This is a genomic window from Glaesserella parasuis (assembly GCF_002015085.1).
GTDB classification, from domain to species: Bacteria; Pseudomonadota; Gammaproteobacteria; order Enterobacterales; family Pasteurellaceae; genus Glaesserella; species Glaesserella parasuis.
This window is the reverse complement of sequence record NZ_MUXW01000047.1, coordinates 18252-34658: the sequence shown is the minus strand read 5'-3', so window position 1 is coordinate 34658 and position 16407 is coordinate 18252. Positions and strand designations below refer to the sequence as shown.

Genomic DNA, 16407 nt, shown 5'->3' with positions numbered 1-16407 from the left:
TTTTCTAGGCTGATGTTTTTAGGTTTTTGGCAAATTCCGCTGCCAAGGCGTGAAGTTGTTTTTCGTTCATAATTAAAATACCTGTGTCTGAATGTATTATCTCAGAAACAGGTATTTACACAAATTGTGGGAGAGGCTCACTTCTGTGACGATAGCTTAATTTATTGTAAGACATAATACAATTTTAATACCCTATAAATGTACAATTGCTGCATTCTATCATTTTTATTTTACTTTGACATTATCTTATAAACTTATAAAATACTGTTCGTTCTCATTGGGGTGCTTTGTGTAACAAGGCTGAGAAATACCCATAGAACCTGATCTGACTAATATCAGCGTAGGGATTTGAGACAGACAATTTATCTTCGCCTGTTTTAGATCCTTCTATTTTTACTTTTAGAAGGAATATTCAATGAAATTCAAATTTTTCACTCTCTCTGCTTTAACCCTAACTACTGCCACAGTATATGCCGAACAACCTACATTGACCGTGTATACCTATGATTCTTTTGCTTCAAAATGGGGGCCTGCTGCTGAACTTGAGCCGCTATTTGAAAAACAATGCCAATGTAATTTGAAATTTATGCCTTTTGAAGATGGGGTGACAATGTTCAATCGCATTCGCTTGGAAAAGAATAAAACTAAAGCCGATGTAATGTTAGGCATTGATCATTTCTTAATGCCTGAAGCTGAAAAATCGAATTTATTTGTAGAACATAATCTGCAAAATAATGCCAATAACTTACCGCTTGAATGGCAAAGCAAAATATTTTTGCCTTATGATTTTGGTGAATATGCTTTTATCTACAACAAAGAAAAAGTCAGTAATCCACCAAAAAGTTTAAAAGAACTTGTGGAGCGTCAAGATCTTAAAGTGATTTATCAAGATCCTAGAACCAGCACTGTTGGACGAGGATTGCTCTTTTGGGTAAATCAAGTTTATGGCAAGCAGGCAGAATCAGCGTGGCAGAATTTAGCCAAACATACCGTCACTGTGGGTAAAGGCTGGTCTGAAACTTATGGTGCATTTTTGAAAAACGAAGCAGATTTGGTTCTCAGTTACACGACTTCTCCGTTATATCATCAATGGCACGAACAGACAGATAAATACGTTGCTGCAGATTTTGCAGAAGGACATTTAGTGCAGGTGGAAGTAGCGGCAATCACAAAGAGCAGCAGACAACTCAAATTAGCTCAGCAGTTTTTAGGCTTCTTACAACAGCCAGAATCGCAACGAATTATTTCTTACTATAATGTAATGAAGCCTGTTGTGAATACTAAGGCAGATCCTTTATTTAACACCTTGCCAACTTATCAAACTATAAGTTTCACTCTTCCTGATAACAGTGAGATAAAGCGCTGGATAAATACTTGGTTAAATATTGTTAACCAATAGTTTTTAGAATGGCTAAATAAGCTCAAAGGTCACAATGACCTACCCCAACTCCTGCGGATCAATATCCACCGTCAATCGAATATCGTTTCGCAGGAACTGTTCTTTTTGCTCATCAAAACGATCTAACAACTGTTGGATCGCACTTCTTGCCGAATGTTGAATAAGTAACTGCCAGCGATAATGCCCTGCTTTTTTTGCCATCGGAGCGTTGAAAGGTCCGAGTAGCTGAAAGCCTTGCCAGCCATTTTCTCCGATAATTTGTTGTAAACAAGCGGTCAAATCTTGCAGAAAATTTGCAACTTTGTCGCTATCTCTACCCGTTGCACGAATAAGCACTTGCGAAGAAAACGGCGGTAAGCTCATTATTTTTCGCATCGCTAAGGCTTGGCTTGCAAAGGCAAGGTAGCCGTCGTTGAGTAAGCTGGTCAGTAACGGGTGATCAGGGTAATGCGTTTGTAGCACTACTTCCCCTTGCTTTTCCGCCCGTCCTGCTCGCCCTGACACTTGTACATAAAGCTGTGCCAAACGTTCTTCTGCACGGTAATCAGTGGAAAACAGGCTACTATCCACATTCACGATTGCCACTAAAGTGACATTCGGGAAATGGTGTCCTTTGGCTAACATCTGTGTGCCGATCAAAATTTGGCTTTTGCCTGCTTGGATTTCGGCAAGGTGTTGTTCCAACGAGCCTTTACGAGCGGTGCTGTCACGATCAATGCGAGTAATACTGTACTGCGGAAAACGCTGTGCCAGCACTTGTTCCAGCTGTTCTGTGCCGATCCCAGTGGTAATCAAATTGACTGAGCCACAATGTCCGCACTGGCGTGGAATGGCTTTTTGCGAAGCACAGTGATGGCAACGCAATACTCGCTGTTTTTGGTGATAGGTAAAGGGCTTATCACAGGACGGGCAATCGGCAATCCAGCCACATTCGTGACAAAGTAAAACAGGGGCAAACCCCCGTCGGTTTAAAAACAACATCACTTGATTGCCTTTTTCCAAGTGAGCTTGCATCATTGCTAACAACTTTTCCGATAAGCCCGAATAAATCCGCTGTTTTTTCAAATCAATTAAGGTTTGTTTGGAAAAGTGTGCATTACCAGCCCTTGCAGTAAGCTGAAGTTCGATAAATTTACCGTTTTGTACATTTTGCAAACTTTCAAAACTAGGCGTTGCCGAGCCGAGAATGATCGGAATGTTGTTATTTTTCGCTCGAAGCACCGCCAGATCTCGTGCGTGATAACGCCAGCCATCTTGTTGTTTGAATGAGCCATCGTGTTCTTCATCAATAATGATTAAGCCAAGTTGCTGAAATTGTGTGAACAAGGCGGAACGTGTGCCGATCACAATCGCACTTTCGCCGTTTTTTGCTCGAAGCCACGCATTGAGCCGTTGAGTGTCGTTAAGATGCGAATGCAATGCGTCAATTTCCACGTTAAAACGAGCTTGGAAACGTTGAATGGTTTGGGGGGTCAGCCCGATTTCAGGCACTAGCACCAACACTTGTTCGCCCCGTTTCAGCACTTCTTCGATCACTTGCAGATAGACTTCCGTTTTCCCTGAGCCTGTGACCCCATTGAGCAAAAACGCCCCGAAGCCTTGTTGATAATGCAAACGGCTGACGACAAGGGTTTGCTGTTTATTCAACGTTAAACGGTTTTGGCTGTTGCAAATCGGCTGTTCGCCCAATTTTTCCTGCCAGCTTTGCACGTTAAAAGGGATTTCCAGCTTTTCCAGATACCCTTTTTCAAACAAAGCTTTCCATACCGCAGGGCTACAAGCGGTCGGTTTTTCAAAGAAATTTGCAAATTCCGCCAGTTTGCTTAATAGCTCTTGTTGTTTTTTTGCCTTTTGAACCACGCCGTTGGCTAGGGCTTTTCTGCCGTTTTCCGTGACAACAAAATAGTCGGGAGCAGTGCGTTCACTACTTTCCCCTTGTCGTAGTTTGACAGGCAAAGCACTTTGTAGCACTTCGCCGAAAGGGGCGTGATAATAACGGCTTGCCCACTGTAAAAGTTGCCACATTTCAGCGTCAAACAGAGCTTGTTCATCTAACAGTTGCTCAATCGGTTTCAGTTTTTCGGTGGGAATATCTGATGTGGTCGGAAAGTCCACCACAATCCCGATTTTACGTTGGCGACCAAAAGGCACAACGACCCTAGCCCCTTTCACCACATTTTCAAAATGCGTTGGAAGCAGGTAATCAAAATAACGTGCCAACGGCACGGGTAGCGCAATTTGGATGAGGTTCATCAGGGTTTCACTTTGCGAAAACTATCAACACTTAATAAGATAATAGATACCGCCAAACACGCCATTAAAATATAGGATTTTGCTTCTAATACTTCACCAATGGCAAAGGAAATAAATAACATTACCAAAGGTTCGGCATAGCCAAGTAATCCTAACACATTAATCGGCAGTAAATTACTCGAAGCGATATATAAAATAAATGCCATTCCATTCACTAGCCCTAATAATGCTAGATAAAAATAGAGATATTCATTTTGCATTAAAATAGAGGCTTGATCAACTTGAGCAATATAATAAATAGCAAAGGGTAATAACAATAATAATTCTACAAAGAAAGTAGCTAAATTATTAATATGAAAATAGCGACGTAATACAATATAAATAGGGTAGCCAAAGCCAGCCACAAAAGTTGCCCACGAAATACTTGCGGTTAAAACAATATTGATTGTAACGCCAAGAGTTGCAAAAAATAAAGCAAGCCATTTTAATAAAGTAAAATGCTCTTTAAAAACTAGTTTACCTAAAGCAACTGCAACGATAGGTAATAATAGATAACCGATAGAAACTTCAATAGCTTGATTATTATTCGGTGCCCAAAGAAATAACCAAAGCTGAATAGCTGTATTTAATGCTAAGAGCAGAAGAATAAAAATAAGACAAGGTGTCTGTTTTACTCTATAATATAAATCTTTAAAGGCTTTTTGTTGATGAAATAAAAAGATCGCCAGTAAAATAAATGGCATTAATACCACAATACGAAAGCCAAAAATACTATCGCTTTCTAAAGGGCGAAGTAAAACTGCAAAATAATAGCCAGCACCGAATAAGATATTTGCAGAAAGTGAAAATAAGATCCCTTTTAACATTATTCCCCCCGGCGCTGTTTACGAATAGCAATAATGCCATCAAGCACTAATAGACATATCGACAGCATCAAACACACCATTAAAATATAGGAAGATTGATCTAACACTTCGCCAATAATAAAGGCAACAATTAGCATTGCAAGCGGTTCAATATAGCTTAATAATCCCAAAACATTAATCGGCACAAGGCTACTTGCCATTATATAGCCAATTAATGCCGTACCACTGACAATGCCTAATAACACTAACCAAAAATAAAAATTCGGATTATTTTCGGTGACAAATTGCATATCGGTATTGAGCATAAAATAAGTGGCTATCGGCAACATTAATATAATTTCGCAGACAAAGCTGGATAAATGCGACATATCAAAATGTTTACGCAAACTGAAATAAACAGGGTAGCCGATTAATACCATTGAGGTAGCCCAAGAGAGTGAGCCTGCGGTCATTAACGTAATGAATACTCCAACAGATGCGGAAATAATTGAGATAATTTTTAAGAGAGATAAGGTTTCATTAAATAAAAATCGCCCAACGGCAACCATTGCAATCGGCATTAACAGATAACCAATAGACACATCAATGGCATAACCGTTGTTTGGGGCATACAGAAAAAGCCACATCTGCGAGCCTGTGACCGCAGTAGTTGTTAATAATACCAAAATTAAATGGGGGTGCTGTTTTAGGCGTTTTAAATAGCGGTTAAATTCGTCGTTTTTTTTGAAAATAAAGAGTGCAGAAATCACAAAAGGCAGGCTTACCCACATTCTAAAACCGTAAATTTCTTCACCGGAAAGCGGTTTTAAATGGGTGGATAAATAATAGAGTACACCGAATAAAATAGATGCGGTGACGGAAAATGTGATGCCTTTTATCATTAAAAACATACCCGTAGGGACACACTGCGTGTGTCCGAAACTAGTGTATCCGAAATATAGACAGATATAAATGCACGGACACACGCAGTGTGTCCCTACATATTTCAAGTGGAAATGCTTAATTAATCCTGACGATAACTCTGCAAAAACTTCGCTAATCGTCCAATCGCTTCTTCCAGCTGATCAACATACGGCAATGTCACCACACGGAAGTGGTCTGGTTTATGCCAGTTAAAGCCTGAGCCTTGAACCAGCAACACTTTTTCCTGTTGAAGCAGATCGTAAACAAATTTTTGATCGTCTTTGATACCGTACATTTCCGTATCAATTTTCGGGAACATATACATCGCCCCTTTTGGTTTCACACAGCTAATCCCTGGGATTTTGGTGAGCAATTCGTGAGCCTTATTACGTTGTTCCAATAAACGACCACCCGGTAAGATAAATTCGTTAATGCTTTGATAACCGCCTAACGCTGTTTGAATAGCGTGTTGCATCGGGGTGTTGGCACATAAACGCATTGACGCAAGCATATCTAAGCCTTCAATAAAGCCTTTTGCCTGATTTTTCGGGCCGTTTAACACCATCCAACCTTGACGGAAACCTGCCACACGGTATGCCTTTGACAAACCATTATAAGTCACCGTTAAAAGATCAGGGGCAAGAGGGGCAAGATGATGATGTACCGCACCGTCATAGACAATTTTCTCGTAAATTTCATCTGAGAAAATAATCAAGTTATGTTCACGGGCAATCGCCACAATATCCAATAATAACTGACGGCTATACACTGCTCCCGTTGGGTTATTCGGGTTAATCACCAAAATTGCTTTGGTTCTTGGGGTGATTTTCGATTTAATATCTTCAATATCTGGAAACCACTCATTTTCTTCATCGCAAAGGTAATGAACCGCTTTACCGCCTGCAAGGGTTGCCGCCGCTGTCCAAAGTGGATAATCTGGCATCGGAATTAAAATCTCATCGCCATCATTTAACAAGGCTTGCATTGACATTGTGATGAGTTCAGATACGCCGTTACCAATGTAAACATCACCGACATCTAAATCACGCATACCTTTTAATTGATAATATTGCACAATCGCCTTACGAGCAGAGTACAAACCCTTAGAGTCGCAATAGCCTTGAGCGGTTGGTAAGTTACGAATAACATCAACTAAAATTTCCGCAGGGGCTTCAAAACCGAATGGGGCTGGGTTACCAATGTTTAATTTTAAAATCTTATGCCCTTCTTCTTCCAGACGGGTCGCTTCCTTATGTATAGGCCCACGAATATCGTAGCGGACGTGAGCTAATTTATCGGTTTTTGCAAAGCGTTCCATTGTTTCTCCCTAAAATAGAGGGTTAATTATCTGTTAATTTATAAAAATCTCTCTACTGTACTCCGATTTGTTAGGAAAAAAAAGTGGAAATAGGCTAAAATAGACTTCTTTTTTGTCAAGCGGTGAGATTTTTAGGATTTTTTGCAATGTCTGTGTTTAGTCAGTTAAAGCAACAACTTTATCAACAACTACAACAAAAGCCTGTGGCACAAGGCTTAGTACAGTTGCAAGCAGAAATTGCAATAGACCTTGAAAATCAACAATTACTAGCTTGGCTAAAAGCACAACCGCTTTTCCCCCACTACTACTGGCAAAATCGAGATACAGAACAAACGATAGTGGCAGTCGGTGCGGTACAAACCTTTGAGCATTTAGACGACGTAGAACAATTTAGCAAACAGTCTGATTTAATGGTCGTCGGCGGAATAGAATTTGAAGGACAATGCCATTTTGTGTTGCCACGCTTGCTGTTAGTAAAAAATGAGAAGAACATCACCGCTTGGTTAAATCTAGATGGTCGCCATTTTGAAAGCGAACAAAAGGAATGTATCGCTTTGTTAGCTCAGTTTGAGCAGACAGCCGAACTTCACCCCATTGAAAATAGCTTGTTAAGCACAAAAGTTGCCTGTGATTTTTCACGTTGGCAACACAACATTGAATTAGCGATTGAACAAATTCAACAACAGCAAATGAATAAAGTGGTGTTAGCCAATGCGACCACCAAAACTTTTACACACCTCATTTCCCCCTACGTTCTGCTTTTTGCCAGCCAACAAAAAAATCTAGGCTGTTATCATTTCTTATGGTCGGAAAAACAAGGGGAAGCCTTTATCGGCTCAACACCCGAACGGCTCTATTTACGCCAACAACGTCAATTTTTTACCGAAGCTCTAGCTGGCACAGTGGCAGTGACGGACGATCCTGTTCAAACGGAACAAAATGCCCTATGGCTACTCAACGATCAAAAAAATATCTATGAAAATTGGCTGGTCGTGGACGATATTTGTAGTCATCTGGCTGATTGTGCAACGGATATTCAAGTCAGCGATGCAGAGATCAAGCGGTTACATAACGTGCAGCATTTACGCCGAAAAATCCAAACGCAACTGACAGAGCAGGTCAGCGACGCAGATTGCCTTGCTCGTATTCACCCAACCGCCGCCGTCGCAGGACTGCCACGCCCTAAGGCGAAGCAGTTTATTCAACAACAGGAATGTTTTGAGCGGGGCTGGTATGCAGGGGCATTAGGCTATTTCACGCCCGAACAAGCCGAGTTTTGCGTAATGTTACGTTCAGCCCTTATTCAAGCTAATCAAATTACCTTTTATGCAGGGGCAGGAATTGTCGAAAAATCTGATCCTCAATCAGAATGGCAAGAAATTGACCGCAAAGCACAAGCAATGGTAGGGTTAATGGAGTAATTTCTTTTTCATATTTTACTTCTGCGCCTTAGATTTTCTTCACAATAGTCATAATGTGGTAGTCGAAATTAGAATAAACAGACTAGAATATATCTGTTGAGCTTAATTAGAAGTCAGCAATAAGAAACCATTGGGGGTAGCACATAACAATCAGTAGGGGTGGTGGGACTCTACCTTTTAGTAAGCAGGTGCTAATTATTCATTATATTACAGAAACATTCTATTTATTTTACAGGTATATCACGTAGTTTTTTAATGAATACAATTTAATATTGCATAGGATTTATAATATGGTAAAGAAACTTTCATTTTTGACGTTATTAATGTTGTTCATTCCAGCTACAGCGTGGTTAATTGGGTGGCAATGGAATTTGCAAACTAATCTTGGTGTTAATGTTTTCGATTGGGCGTTGTTTATTTTAACGGAAACGGGTTCAACGCCTTATGCGTTAATCACTTGCGTGCTGTTTATGTTGTGGCTGATGTGGCTTGCGCGCACTCGCTATTCGTGGTTTTTAGTAGGCTTTATTTGTGCAACGTCGGTAGTTGGAACACAGGCAATTAAAGAGGGGGCGAAAGCGGTCTTTAAAGAGCCTCGTCCTTTTGTGACACAGATGTTTCAGGCGGATACTGAGGCATTTTATGCTTTACCTAAAGCTGAACAGGAAACGGCGGTATTGAAATTTGTGCAACCTGAAAATCAGTTTGTGGTTGAACATCAAGCAGATGAGCTGGGCTACTCTTTCCCGTCAGGGCATACGATTTTTGGGGTATCTTGGCTATTGATGTTTGCAGGGTTGCTGTTTGGTATTCGTGGACAAGCGGTGATTTTTGCTCAATTTTTTGTGATTTTGTGGGCTGGTTTGATGTTGATCAGCCGTTTGCGGTTAGGAATGCATTATCCTATCGATCTGTTTGTCAGTACTTTGATTGCGTGGGTTTTCCACTTGATCATCTTCTTATGGGTAATCCCACTCTTAGAAAAATGGATATTATTTAAAAAGCGAGACTAACTATGGTTTATTACGGTTTGGATATTGGCGGTACAAAAATTGAATTGGCTGCCTTTAATGAGAAATTAGAGAAGTTACACAGCGAGCGAGTGCCAACCCCACAAACGAGTTATGAGGATTGGTTAAGAACGGTGGAAACCTTAGTGCGTAATGCCGATGCAAAATTTGGCGAGCAAGGCACTGTGGGGCTTGGTGTACCAGGTTTTGTTAATCATAAAACTGGGTTAGCGGAAATTGCCAACATTGCGGTGGTTCACGGCAATAAAATTATTCAAGATTTGGAAGCGCGTTTAGGGCGTGAAGTGCGTGTTGAAAACGATGCGAACTGCTTGGCTTTATCGGAAGCGTGGGACGAAAGCAATCTGCAATATTCAACGGTGTTAGGGTTGATTATTGGTACAGGTTTTGGTGGCGGTATTGTGTTGAACGGTAAAGCTCACTCAGGTCAAATCGGTATGGCTGGCGAGGTGGGGCATATTCAGCTTAACTACCACGCGTTGAAATTGCTTGGTTGGGATAAGGCACCGATTTATAAATGTGGCTGTGGTAATATGGCTTGTTTGGATAGCTATATCTCAGGACGTGGTTTTGAGATGCTTTATAATGATTTAGTCGGCGAAAAAGTTGATGCAAAAAACATTATTCAGCGTTTTTACGATAAAGATGAGAAAACCGTTGAGTTTGTTGAGAAATACATTGAGTTAATGGCAATTTCGGTGGCAAATTATATTACGGTGCTTGATCCAGATATGATTGTGTTTGGTGGTGGTTTGTCTAACTTTGATTATATTTATGAAGCCTTGCCAAAAGCCTTGCCAAAATATTTATTGCGTAATGCGGAAGTGCCAGTGATTAAAAAAGCGCTCCACGGCGACTCAAGCGGTGTGCGCGGGGCGGCGGCGTTATTTTTGAAATAAGTAGGTCGGGCATTTATGCCCGACAATTATTTATAGAATACAGCAAAGTCGAGCATAAATGCCCGACCTACTTGGAAAATTAATATGCTTCAAATCACCCCAATTCCAGCCCTTTCTGATAATTACATTTGGATTTTACAAAAAGAGCGCCAAGCGATTATTGTCGATCCAGCAGAGACTCAAGCTGTATTAGCTTTTCTTGCAAAACATCAGCTTAATCCTACCGCTATTTTGCTTACCCATAATCATCACGATCATACTGATGGCGTGGCTGGTTTAGTGGCACAATTTCCCGATATGCTTATTTATGGCTCAGAAGAAGTCAGTCAGTTTGCCAATCAGATTGTTTACCCTGAGCAACAGTTTGAACTGTTAGGGTTAAAGGTGCGAGTGATTGAGAGTGCAGGGCATACGGCTCAACATATTAGTTATTTGATCGAGAATGAATATCTGTTTTGCGGTGATGCGTTATTTTCAGGTGGTTGCGGACGAGTGTTTACAGGGGATTACCAAGCTCAGTTTGATGCCTTACAACGTTTTAAAGCCTTGCCTGATTTTGTGCAAGTCTATGCAGGCCATGAATATACGCAAAGTAATCTTAAATTTGCTGAAGTGGTGATGGCGACAAACTGTGTATTAATGGAATATCAAGAGCGAGCAGATATTTTACGTTCACAATATAAACCTACGCTACCGAGTACGATTGGTATTGAAAAACAGATTAACCCGTTTATGCAAGCGGTGACTTTAGATGAGTTTATTAGTCTAAGGAAACAAAAGGATAATTTTTAAAGGTAGATTCCCCAATCTTCTATCCTATGGTATAGTTGTAGTTATTTTGATTATAGGCATACATTGCCTTTAAACTGATTTATTTTTAATCATAAAGTGGATATTTCTGTGGATATTGAACCTCAATTAATGCCTCAACACGTTGCAATTATTATGGACGGTAATGGGCGTTGGGCAAAACAACAAGGGAAATTACGCATATTTGGGCATCAAAATGGTGTAAAAGCGGTACGTTCTGCGATAAATTTTGCAGCTAAACATGGCATTAAGGTACTAACGCTCTACGCATTTAGTAGCGAAAATTGGTCAAGACCTAAAGCCGAAGTGTCCGCATTAATGACGGTGTTTATGAAAGCGTTAGATTACGAAGTCAAGAAGTTACATAAAAATAATATTCGACTCAAGATTATTGGTGATAAATCAGCCCTTAGTGAAAGTTTGCAAAATCGTATTGCTCAATCGGAAGCATTAACTGCGAATAATACAGGTCTAATGTTAAATATTGCTGGGAATTATGGTGGGTATTGGGATATTACCCAAGCAACTAAGCAGATTGCATTACAAGTAAAAAATGGTGAACTTTCCGTTGATGAGATTACCCCTGATTATTTTCAACGTCATTTAGTGACTGAAGATCAGCCACAGGTTGATTTATTAATTCGTACTAGCGGTGAGCAGCGAATCAGTAATTTTTTATTATGGCAAATTGCTTATGCCGAGTTAGTGTTTAGCCCAGTTTTATGGCCTGATTTTGATGAAAAGGCATTTACAGATGCCATTATTGCTTATCAACAACGTGATCGCCGTTTTGGTGGTTGTTAATCTATAAGGAAAATTCAATGCTTAAAGAACGCATTCTTTCGGCAATAGTGATGATTATTTTAGCAGTGGTTGCACTGTTTTGGCTTTCACCCTTAGCTTTTACGATTGGCTTATCCGCTATTGTTGTGTTAGGTATGTGGGAATGGGCGCAATTTGCAGGTTTCAAACGTCCAATAGCGCGTGCTATCGTTGCTTTTGTGGTGACCTGTTTATTGATTTTTCCTATTATGGCTGGAACAAGTTATATTCAAGCTACACGTTTTTTGACTGATGAAACGACACCTTTGCTCTTTATTGGCGGTTTTTGGTGGTTGGTTGCATCAGCTTTGGTTGTTAGCTATCCAAAATCAGCAGATGTTTGGGCTAAATCAGTGGTGGCTAAGTTTATTTTTGGTTTTTGCACCTTAATTCCATTTTTGATTGGGACTCTTGCTTTACGTTTCTATCAATATAATCTCGATCAATATCAAGGCACTTATTTATTACTCTATGTTTTCTTGCTAGTTTGGGGGGCTGACTCTGGGGCTTATTTTTCAGGGCGTGCATTCGGTAAACATAAACTTGCACCTAAAGTGTCACCAAGTAAATCTTGGGAAGGGGCGATTGGTGGTGTGATAACTTCTGCTGTTATTGCAACGATTTTCTTAAGTGTAGTGCCTGCAAATGTGTTTGGGCGTGAGTTAAATACTTCTGCATTTGTTGTACTTTCAGTTATTACGGTAGCGATTTCGATTTTAGGCGACTTGAGCGAAAGTATGTTTAAACGCCAAGTAGGCATTAAAGATAGCAGTAATTTAATTCCAGGTCACGGCGGTATTTTGGATCGTATTGATAGTTTAACGGCCGCCGTGCCTATTTTTGCTATCGGCTTTTTCTTTTTCCTATAGGGTAGCGCAATGACTTCAATGCTCGCCTTTTTTATTCTGATCTGCGTGTTGGTATTCGTACACGAATACGGGCATTTTTGGGCAGCGCGAAAATGTGGCGTAAAGGTTCTACGTTTTTCTATTGGTTTTGGAAAAGTATTATGGCGTAAGAAAGATAAACAAGGGACTGAATTTGCATTTTCACTCATTCCTTTAGGTGGCTATGTGCAAATGCACAATGGTGAAGCAGAACATCAATTACCAGATTCGCAATCTTTACATACAAAGTCTGTTTTGCAACGTGCTTTTATCGTTCTTGCAGGTCCAGTGGCGAATTTTTTATTTGCGATTTTGGCGTATTGGGCGGTGTTTAATGTTGGGGTTCCAACGGTTAAGCCAGTGATCGGATCTGTGATTCCAGATTCTATTGCAGCTTATGCAAAGCTGGAAACAGAATTGGGAATTAAAACGGTAGATAACCGTTCCGTTCAAGATTGGGAAGATGTTACCCTAGCTTTGTTGGGCAAGATTGGAGAAGCTGAAGTGGTTATTGAAGGCAACCATATTGATGAAAATATTTCTCGTCAATTTACGCTAGATTTGAGAAATTGGAATGTTGATGGAAATAAGGAAAATCCGTTAACTACTTTAGGTATTCGTCCTAAAAGTGCGACGGTTGAACCAATTATTAAAAATGTAGTCGAAAATTCGGTTTCGGCAAGATCAGGGATTTTAGCTGGCGATAAAATTATTTCTGTTAATCAGCAACCTTTTGAATGGCGATATTTGTTAGAGCAGGTGCAAACAGGTAATATTATTGATTTGACGATTGAACGGAATAACCAGCAATTAGCTTTTCAGTTGCAGCCTGAATATTCAAAGGAAGATGAGCGTTATTTAATAGGCTTAGTGCCAACGTATCAACCATTAGAATCAAAGTATCGAAGTGAATTAAAGTATGATATTCTTTCCGCCTTTGGAAAGAGCTTAGAAAAAGTCGTATCATTAAGTTATACGATTTTACAGTTTATTGGAAATTTAATTACAGGCGAGCTTTCTCTAAGTAATATGGGCGGCCCAATTTCAATGGCAAAAGGGGCTGGGGCAACGGCTGAAATTGGTTTTGTCTATTACTTAGGATTTATGGCATTGATAAGTGTTAACCTTGCAGTGATGAATCTGTTCCCTATTTTGCCTTTAGATGGTGGGCAATTAGTTTTACTCACTGGGGAAGCGGTTCGTAGAAAACCTGTACCTGAGGCATTCCAACTGCGTTTTCAGCAGATTGGGGGTATGTTTGTCGTAGGGTTAATGCTATTTGCATTGTTTAATGATTTAATCCACTTTTAGTCAAGTGGTTAGATATTTATATTATTTTACCAACGAATAGGATCATTTAAATGAAAAAACTATTACTTTCAACATTATTAGTTGCAAATGGCGTTGCTTTTGCTTCACCTTTTGTGATCAAAGATATTCGTATTGATGGTATCCAAACATCTGTAAGCCAAACAATGATCCCTACATTACCTGTAAAAGTAGGACAACTAGCGACTGATAATGATATTGCAAACGTTATTCGTCATTTATTTGTACAAAATCGTTTTCAAAATATTAGTGCAACCCGTGAAGGAGATATTTTAATTATTAAAGTGGTAGAGAATCCAGTCATCAATAATGTTGATATTGAAGGTAATTCTGCAATCCCCAAGGAGCCACTGGAACAAAATCTAAAAGCGAATCTCATCACTAAAGGAGAATTATTTAATTCTACAAAGTTAGACGCATTTAAATCAGCACTCATTGAGCATTACCACTCTATAGGTCGTTACAATGCTACCATTGATACTGTTATAACAAACTCAGACAATGGAGGTGTAAATATTAAGTTAGATATAAAAGAGGGAGATGTTGCCTATGTAAAAGCTATTAATTTTGAAGGAAATCAAGCTTTTACATCAAAAGTATTAATGAAACAACTGGATATTCAACCTGATGTTTCTTGGTTCAATATTTTTCAAAGTAGTAAATTTGAACAAACAGCATACAATCAAGATTTAGAAAATCTACGTAATTTCTACATGAACCAAGGATATGCAAAATTTAATGTTGAAGCTGAACAACCCGTATTTAGTGATGATAAAAAAGAAGTATCTTTAACATATAAAATCAATGAAGGAATACCTTATACTGTAAGTGAAATACGTATTATTGGTAATACTGCAAAATTAGACAACGAGTTAAATGAACAGCTCAAATATTATAAAACAGGCGAGCTCTTTAGCAAAAATGAACTTTCAAAAATTGAAGACAATATTAAACAAGTATTTGGAAATAATGGTTTTGCTTCCGCTAAAATAGAGCTTCATCCAACCTTCGATGATACAAATAAAACAATTCGTCTCACATTTGTTGTGGATGCTGGGCAGCGTGTTTATGTAAGACAGATTCGTTTTGAAGGAAATGATGTGACTGCAGATTCAACGTTACGTCGAGAAATGCGTCAGCAAGAAGGAGCATGGTTGTCAACAAGTCTAGCTGCTTTGGGGAAGGCTCGTCTAGAAAGAACGGGGTTTTACGATAGTGTAGAAATGAGCTATCCAAATGTCCCAAATACTGCGGATCAAGTTGATATTGTATATAAAATAAAAGAACGAAATACAGGAAGTATTAATTTCGGTGTTGGTTATGGAACAGAAAGTGGTTTAAGTTATCAAGCTGGGATAAAACAGGATAATTTCTTAGGTATGGGCTCTACAATTAGTTTAAATGGTACCCGTAATGACTATGGTACAAGTATCAATTTAGGGTATACTGAACCATACTTTACTAAGGATGGAGTAAGCCTTGGTGGAAATATCTTCTACGAGGATTATGATAATTCAAAAAATAATAGTGTCGCAAGTTATAAACGACAAACCTATGGAGTCAATAGTACTTTAGGATTCCCTGTAAATGAATACAACTCCTATTTCCTTGGTCTAGGCTACGCTCAAGATCTGATTAAGAATGCTCAACGTGAATTTAATCGTGAACTTTATGTACAATCCATGAAATTCCCGATTGATAATGACTTAAATGTCTATAAAAAAATTGAAGCAAATGACTTCGATTTTTCTTTTGGTTGGAACTATAATAGTCTAAATCGAGGTTTTCTCCCAACAGAAGGGACTTTAACAAGCATTAGTGGACGTATTACCACACCAGGTTCAGACAATAAGTATTATAAAGTTAGTATTGATTTTAAAAACTATTTACCAGTCAATCGCGAACATAAGTGGGTTATCTCAACTAAAGCGAATATTGCTTATGCAAATGGTTTTAGTGGTAAAGAATTACCATTCTATCAAACTTATACTGCAGGAGGCATCGGCTCTCTTAGAGGTTTTGCTTACGGAGCTATTGGACCAAAAGCAATCTATCTGGGTAAAGATAACAATGGTAATATCCGATTCAATTCCGTAAATGGAGATATTGTTGGCGGTAATGCAATGGCATCTGCAACTTTAGAATTAATTACTCCAACACCATTTGTAAGTGAAAAATATCAACATAATGTAAGAACTTCATTATTTGTGGACGCTGCCACAGTGTTGAATACAAAATGGAAAACTAATCCAGTAGTAAACGACATTCAATATAATTATTCTAGTTTAGAAAACTTTAAAGATTATAAACGTTTTCGTGCATCTACAGGTATCGCATTCCAATGGAATTCCCCGATAGGTCCATTGGTATTTTCTTATGCGAAACCAATTAAAAAATATCAAGGTGATGAAATTGAACAGTTCCAATTTAGCATTGGTGGTTCATTCTAATCTTATAAACAAGCGGATA

Annotated in this window: 13 protein-coding genes and 1 riboswitch; of the genes, 9 read left to right on the top strand and 4 right to left on the bottom strand. The window is 39.1% G+C overall.

The genetic code is table 11. The annotated features are described in order from the left end of the window. Nucleotides 1–268 precede the first annotated feature (268 nt). A riboswitch (TPP riboswitch) is annotated at nt 269–365 on the top strand. A gap of 50 nt (nt 366–415) precedes the next feature. Next, the gene (gene thiB, locus B0183_RS10310; protein ID WP_021111382.1) at nt 416–1399 is read left to right on the top strand and encodes a thiamine ABC transporter substrate binding subunit; all 984 of its coding nucleotides are present in this window, start codon (nt 416–418) and stop codon (nt 1397–1399) included. Between the two features lie 39 nt (nt 1400–1438). Here thiB and priA read toward each other — a convergent pair whose 3' ends face one another. From priA to B0183_RS10290, 4 genes are all read right to left on the bottom strand, one after another. Next, nucleotides 1439–3652 carry a primosomal protein N' gene (gene priA, locus B0183_RS10305; protein ID WP_078208755.1) on the bottom strand — a complete coding sequence of 738 codons (2214 nt, stop codon included), beginning with the start codon at nt 3650–3652 and terminating at the stop codon, nt 1439–1441. Next, the gene (gene rarD / locus B0183_RS10300; protein ID WP_035494660.1) at nt 3652–4518 is read right to left on the bottom strand and encodes an EamA family transporter RarD; all 867 of its coding nucleotides are present in this window, start codon (nt 4516–4518) and stop codon (nt 3652–3654) included. Before rarD (B0183_RS10300) ends, priA begins: the two co-directional genes overlap by 1 nt. Further along, nucleotides 4518–5399 (bottom strand): EamA family transporter RarD, encoded by an 882-nt coding sequence (gene rarD / locus B0183_RS10295; RefSeq protein ID WP_005711009.1) that lies wholly within the window; start codon nt 5397–5399, stop codon nt 4518–4520. Before rarD (B0183_RS10295) ends, rarD (B0183_RS10300) begins: the two co-directional genes overlap by 1 nt. A gap of 122 nt (nt 5400–5521) precedes the next feature. Next, complete coding sequence (locus tag B0183_RS10290) at nt 5522–6739, bottom strand: pyridoxal phosphate-dependent aminotransferase (RefSeq protein WP_005711010.1); 1218 nt, start codon at nt 6737–6739, stop codon at nt 5522–5524. A gap of 146 nt (nt 6740–6885) precedes the next feature. Between B0183_RS10290 and B0183_RS10285 the strand changes: the two genes are divergently transcribed. From B0183_RS10285 to bamA, 8 genes are all read left to right on the top strand, one after another. Then, a complete protein-coding gene (locus B0183_RS10285) occupies nt 6886–8160 on the top strand; it encodes an isochorismate synthase (RefSeq protein ID WP_038515042.1) in 1275 nt (424 codons plus the stop codon). Between the two features lie 290 nt (nt 8161–8450). Next, nucleotides 8451–9173, top strand: coding sequence for a phosphatase PAP2 family protein (locus B0183_RS10280; RefSeq protein WP_078208754.1), 723 nt, complete (start codon nt 8451–8453; stop codon nt 9171–9173). Nucleotides 9174–9175: 2 nt separating this feature from the next. Next, nucleotides 9176–10090: an N-acetylglucosamine kinase gene (gene nagK / locus B0183_RS10275; protein ID WP_062924007.1), complete on the top strand. Its 915-nt coding sequence runs from the start codon at nt 9176–9178 to the stop codon at nt 10088–10090. Between the two features lie 84 nt (nt 10091–10174). Beyond that, nucleotides 10175–10882, top strand: a complete 708-nt coding sequence (gene gloB, locus B0183_RS10270; RefSeq protein ID WP_035494664.1) for a hydroxyacylglutathione hydrolase — start codon at nt 10175–10177, stop codon at nt 10880–10882. Nucleotides 10883–10990: 108 nt separating this feature from the next. Continuing rightward, entirely contained in the window at nt 10991–11704 is a 714-nt protein-coding gene (uppS, locus tag B0183_RS10265) for a polyprenyl diphosphate synthase (RefSeq protein ID WP_021118496.1), read from the top strand. A gap of 17 nt (nt 11705–11721) precedes the next feature. Further along, entirely contained in the window at nt 11722–12591 is an 870-nt protein-coding gene (locus tag B0183_RS10260) for a phosphatidate cytidylyltransferase (RefSeq protein ID WP_021114124.1), read from the top strand. 9 nt (nt 12592–12600) lie between these two features. Beyond that, nucleotides 12601–13920, top strand: a complete 1320-nt coding sequence (rseP, locus tag B0183_RS10255) for an RIP metalloprotease RseP (RefSeq protein ID WP_078208753.1) — start codon at nt 12601–12603, stop codon at nt 13918–13920. A 50-nt stretch (nt 13921–13970) separates the two neighbouring features. After that, nucleotides 13971–16388, top strand: a complete 2418-nt coding sequence (bamA, locus tag B0183_RS10250; protein WP_078208752.1) for an outer membrane protein assembly factor BamA — start codon at nt 13971–13973, stop codon at nt 16386–16388. The last annotated feature ends 19 nt before the right edge of the window (nt 16389–16407 follow it).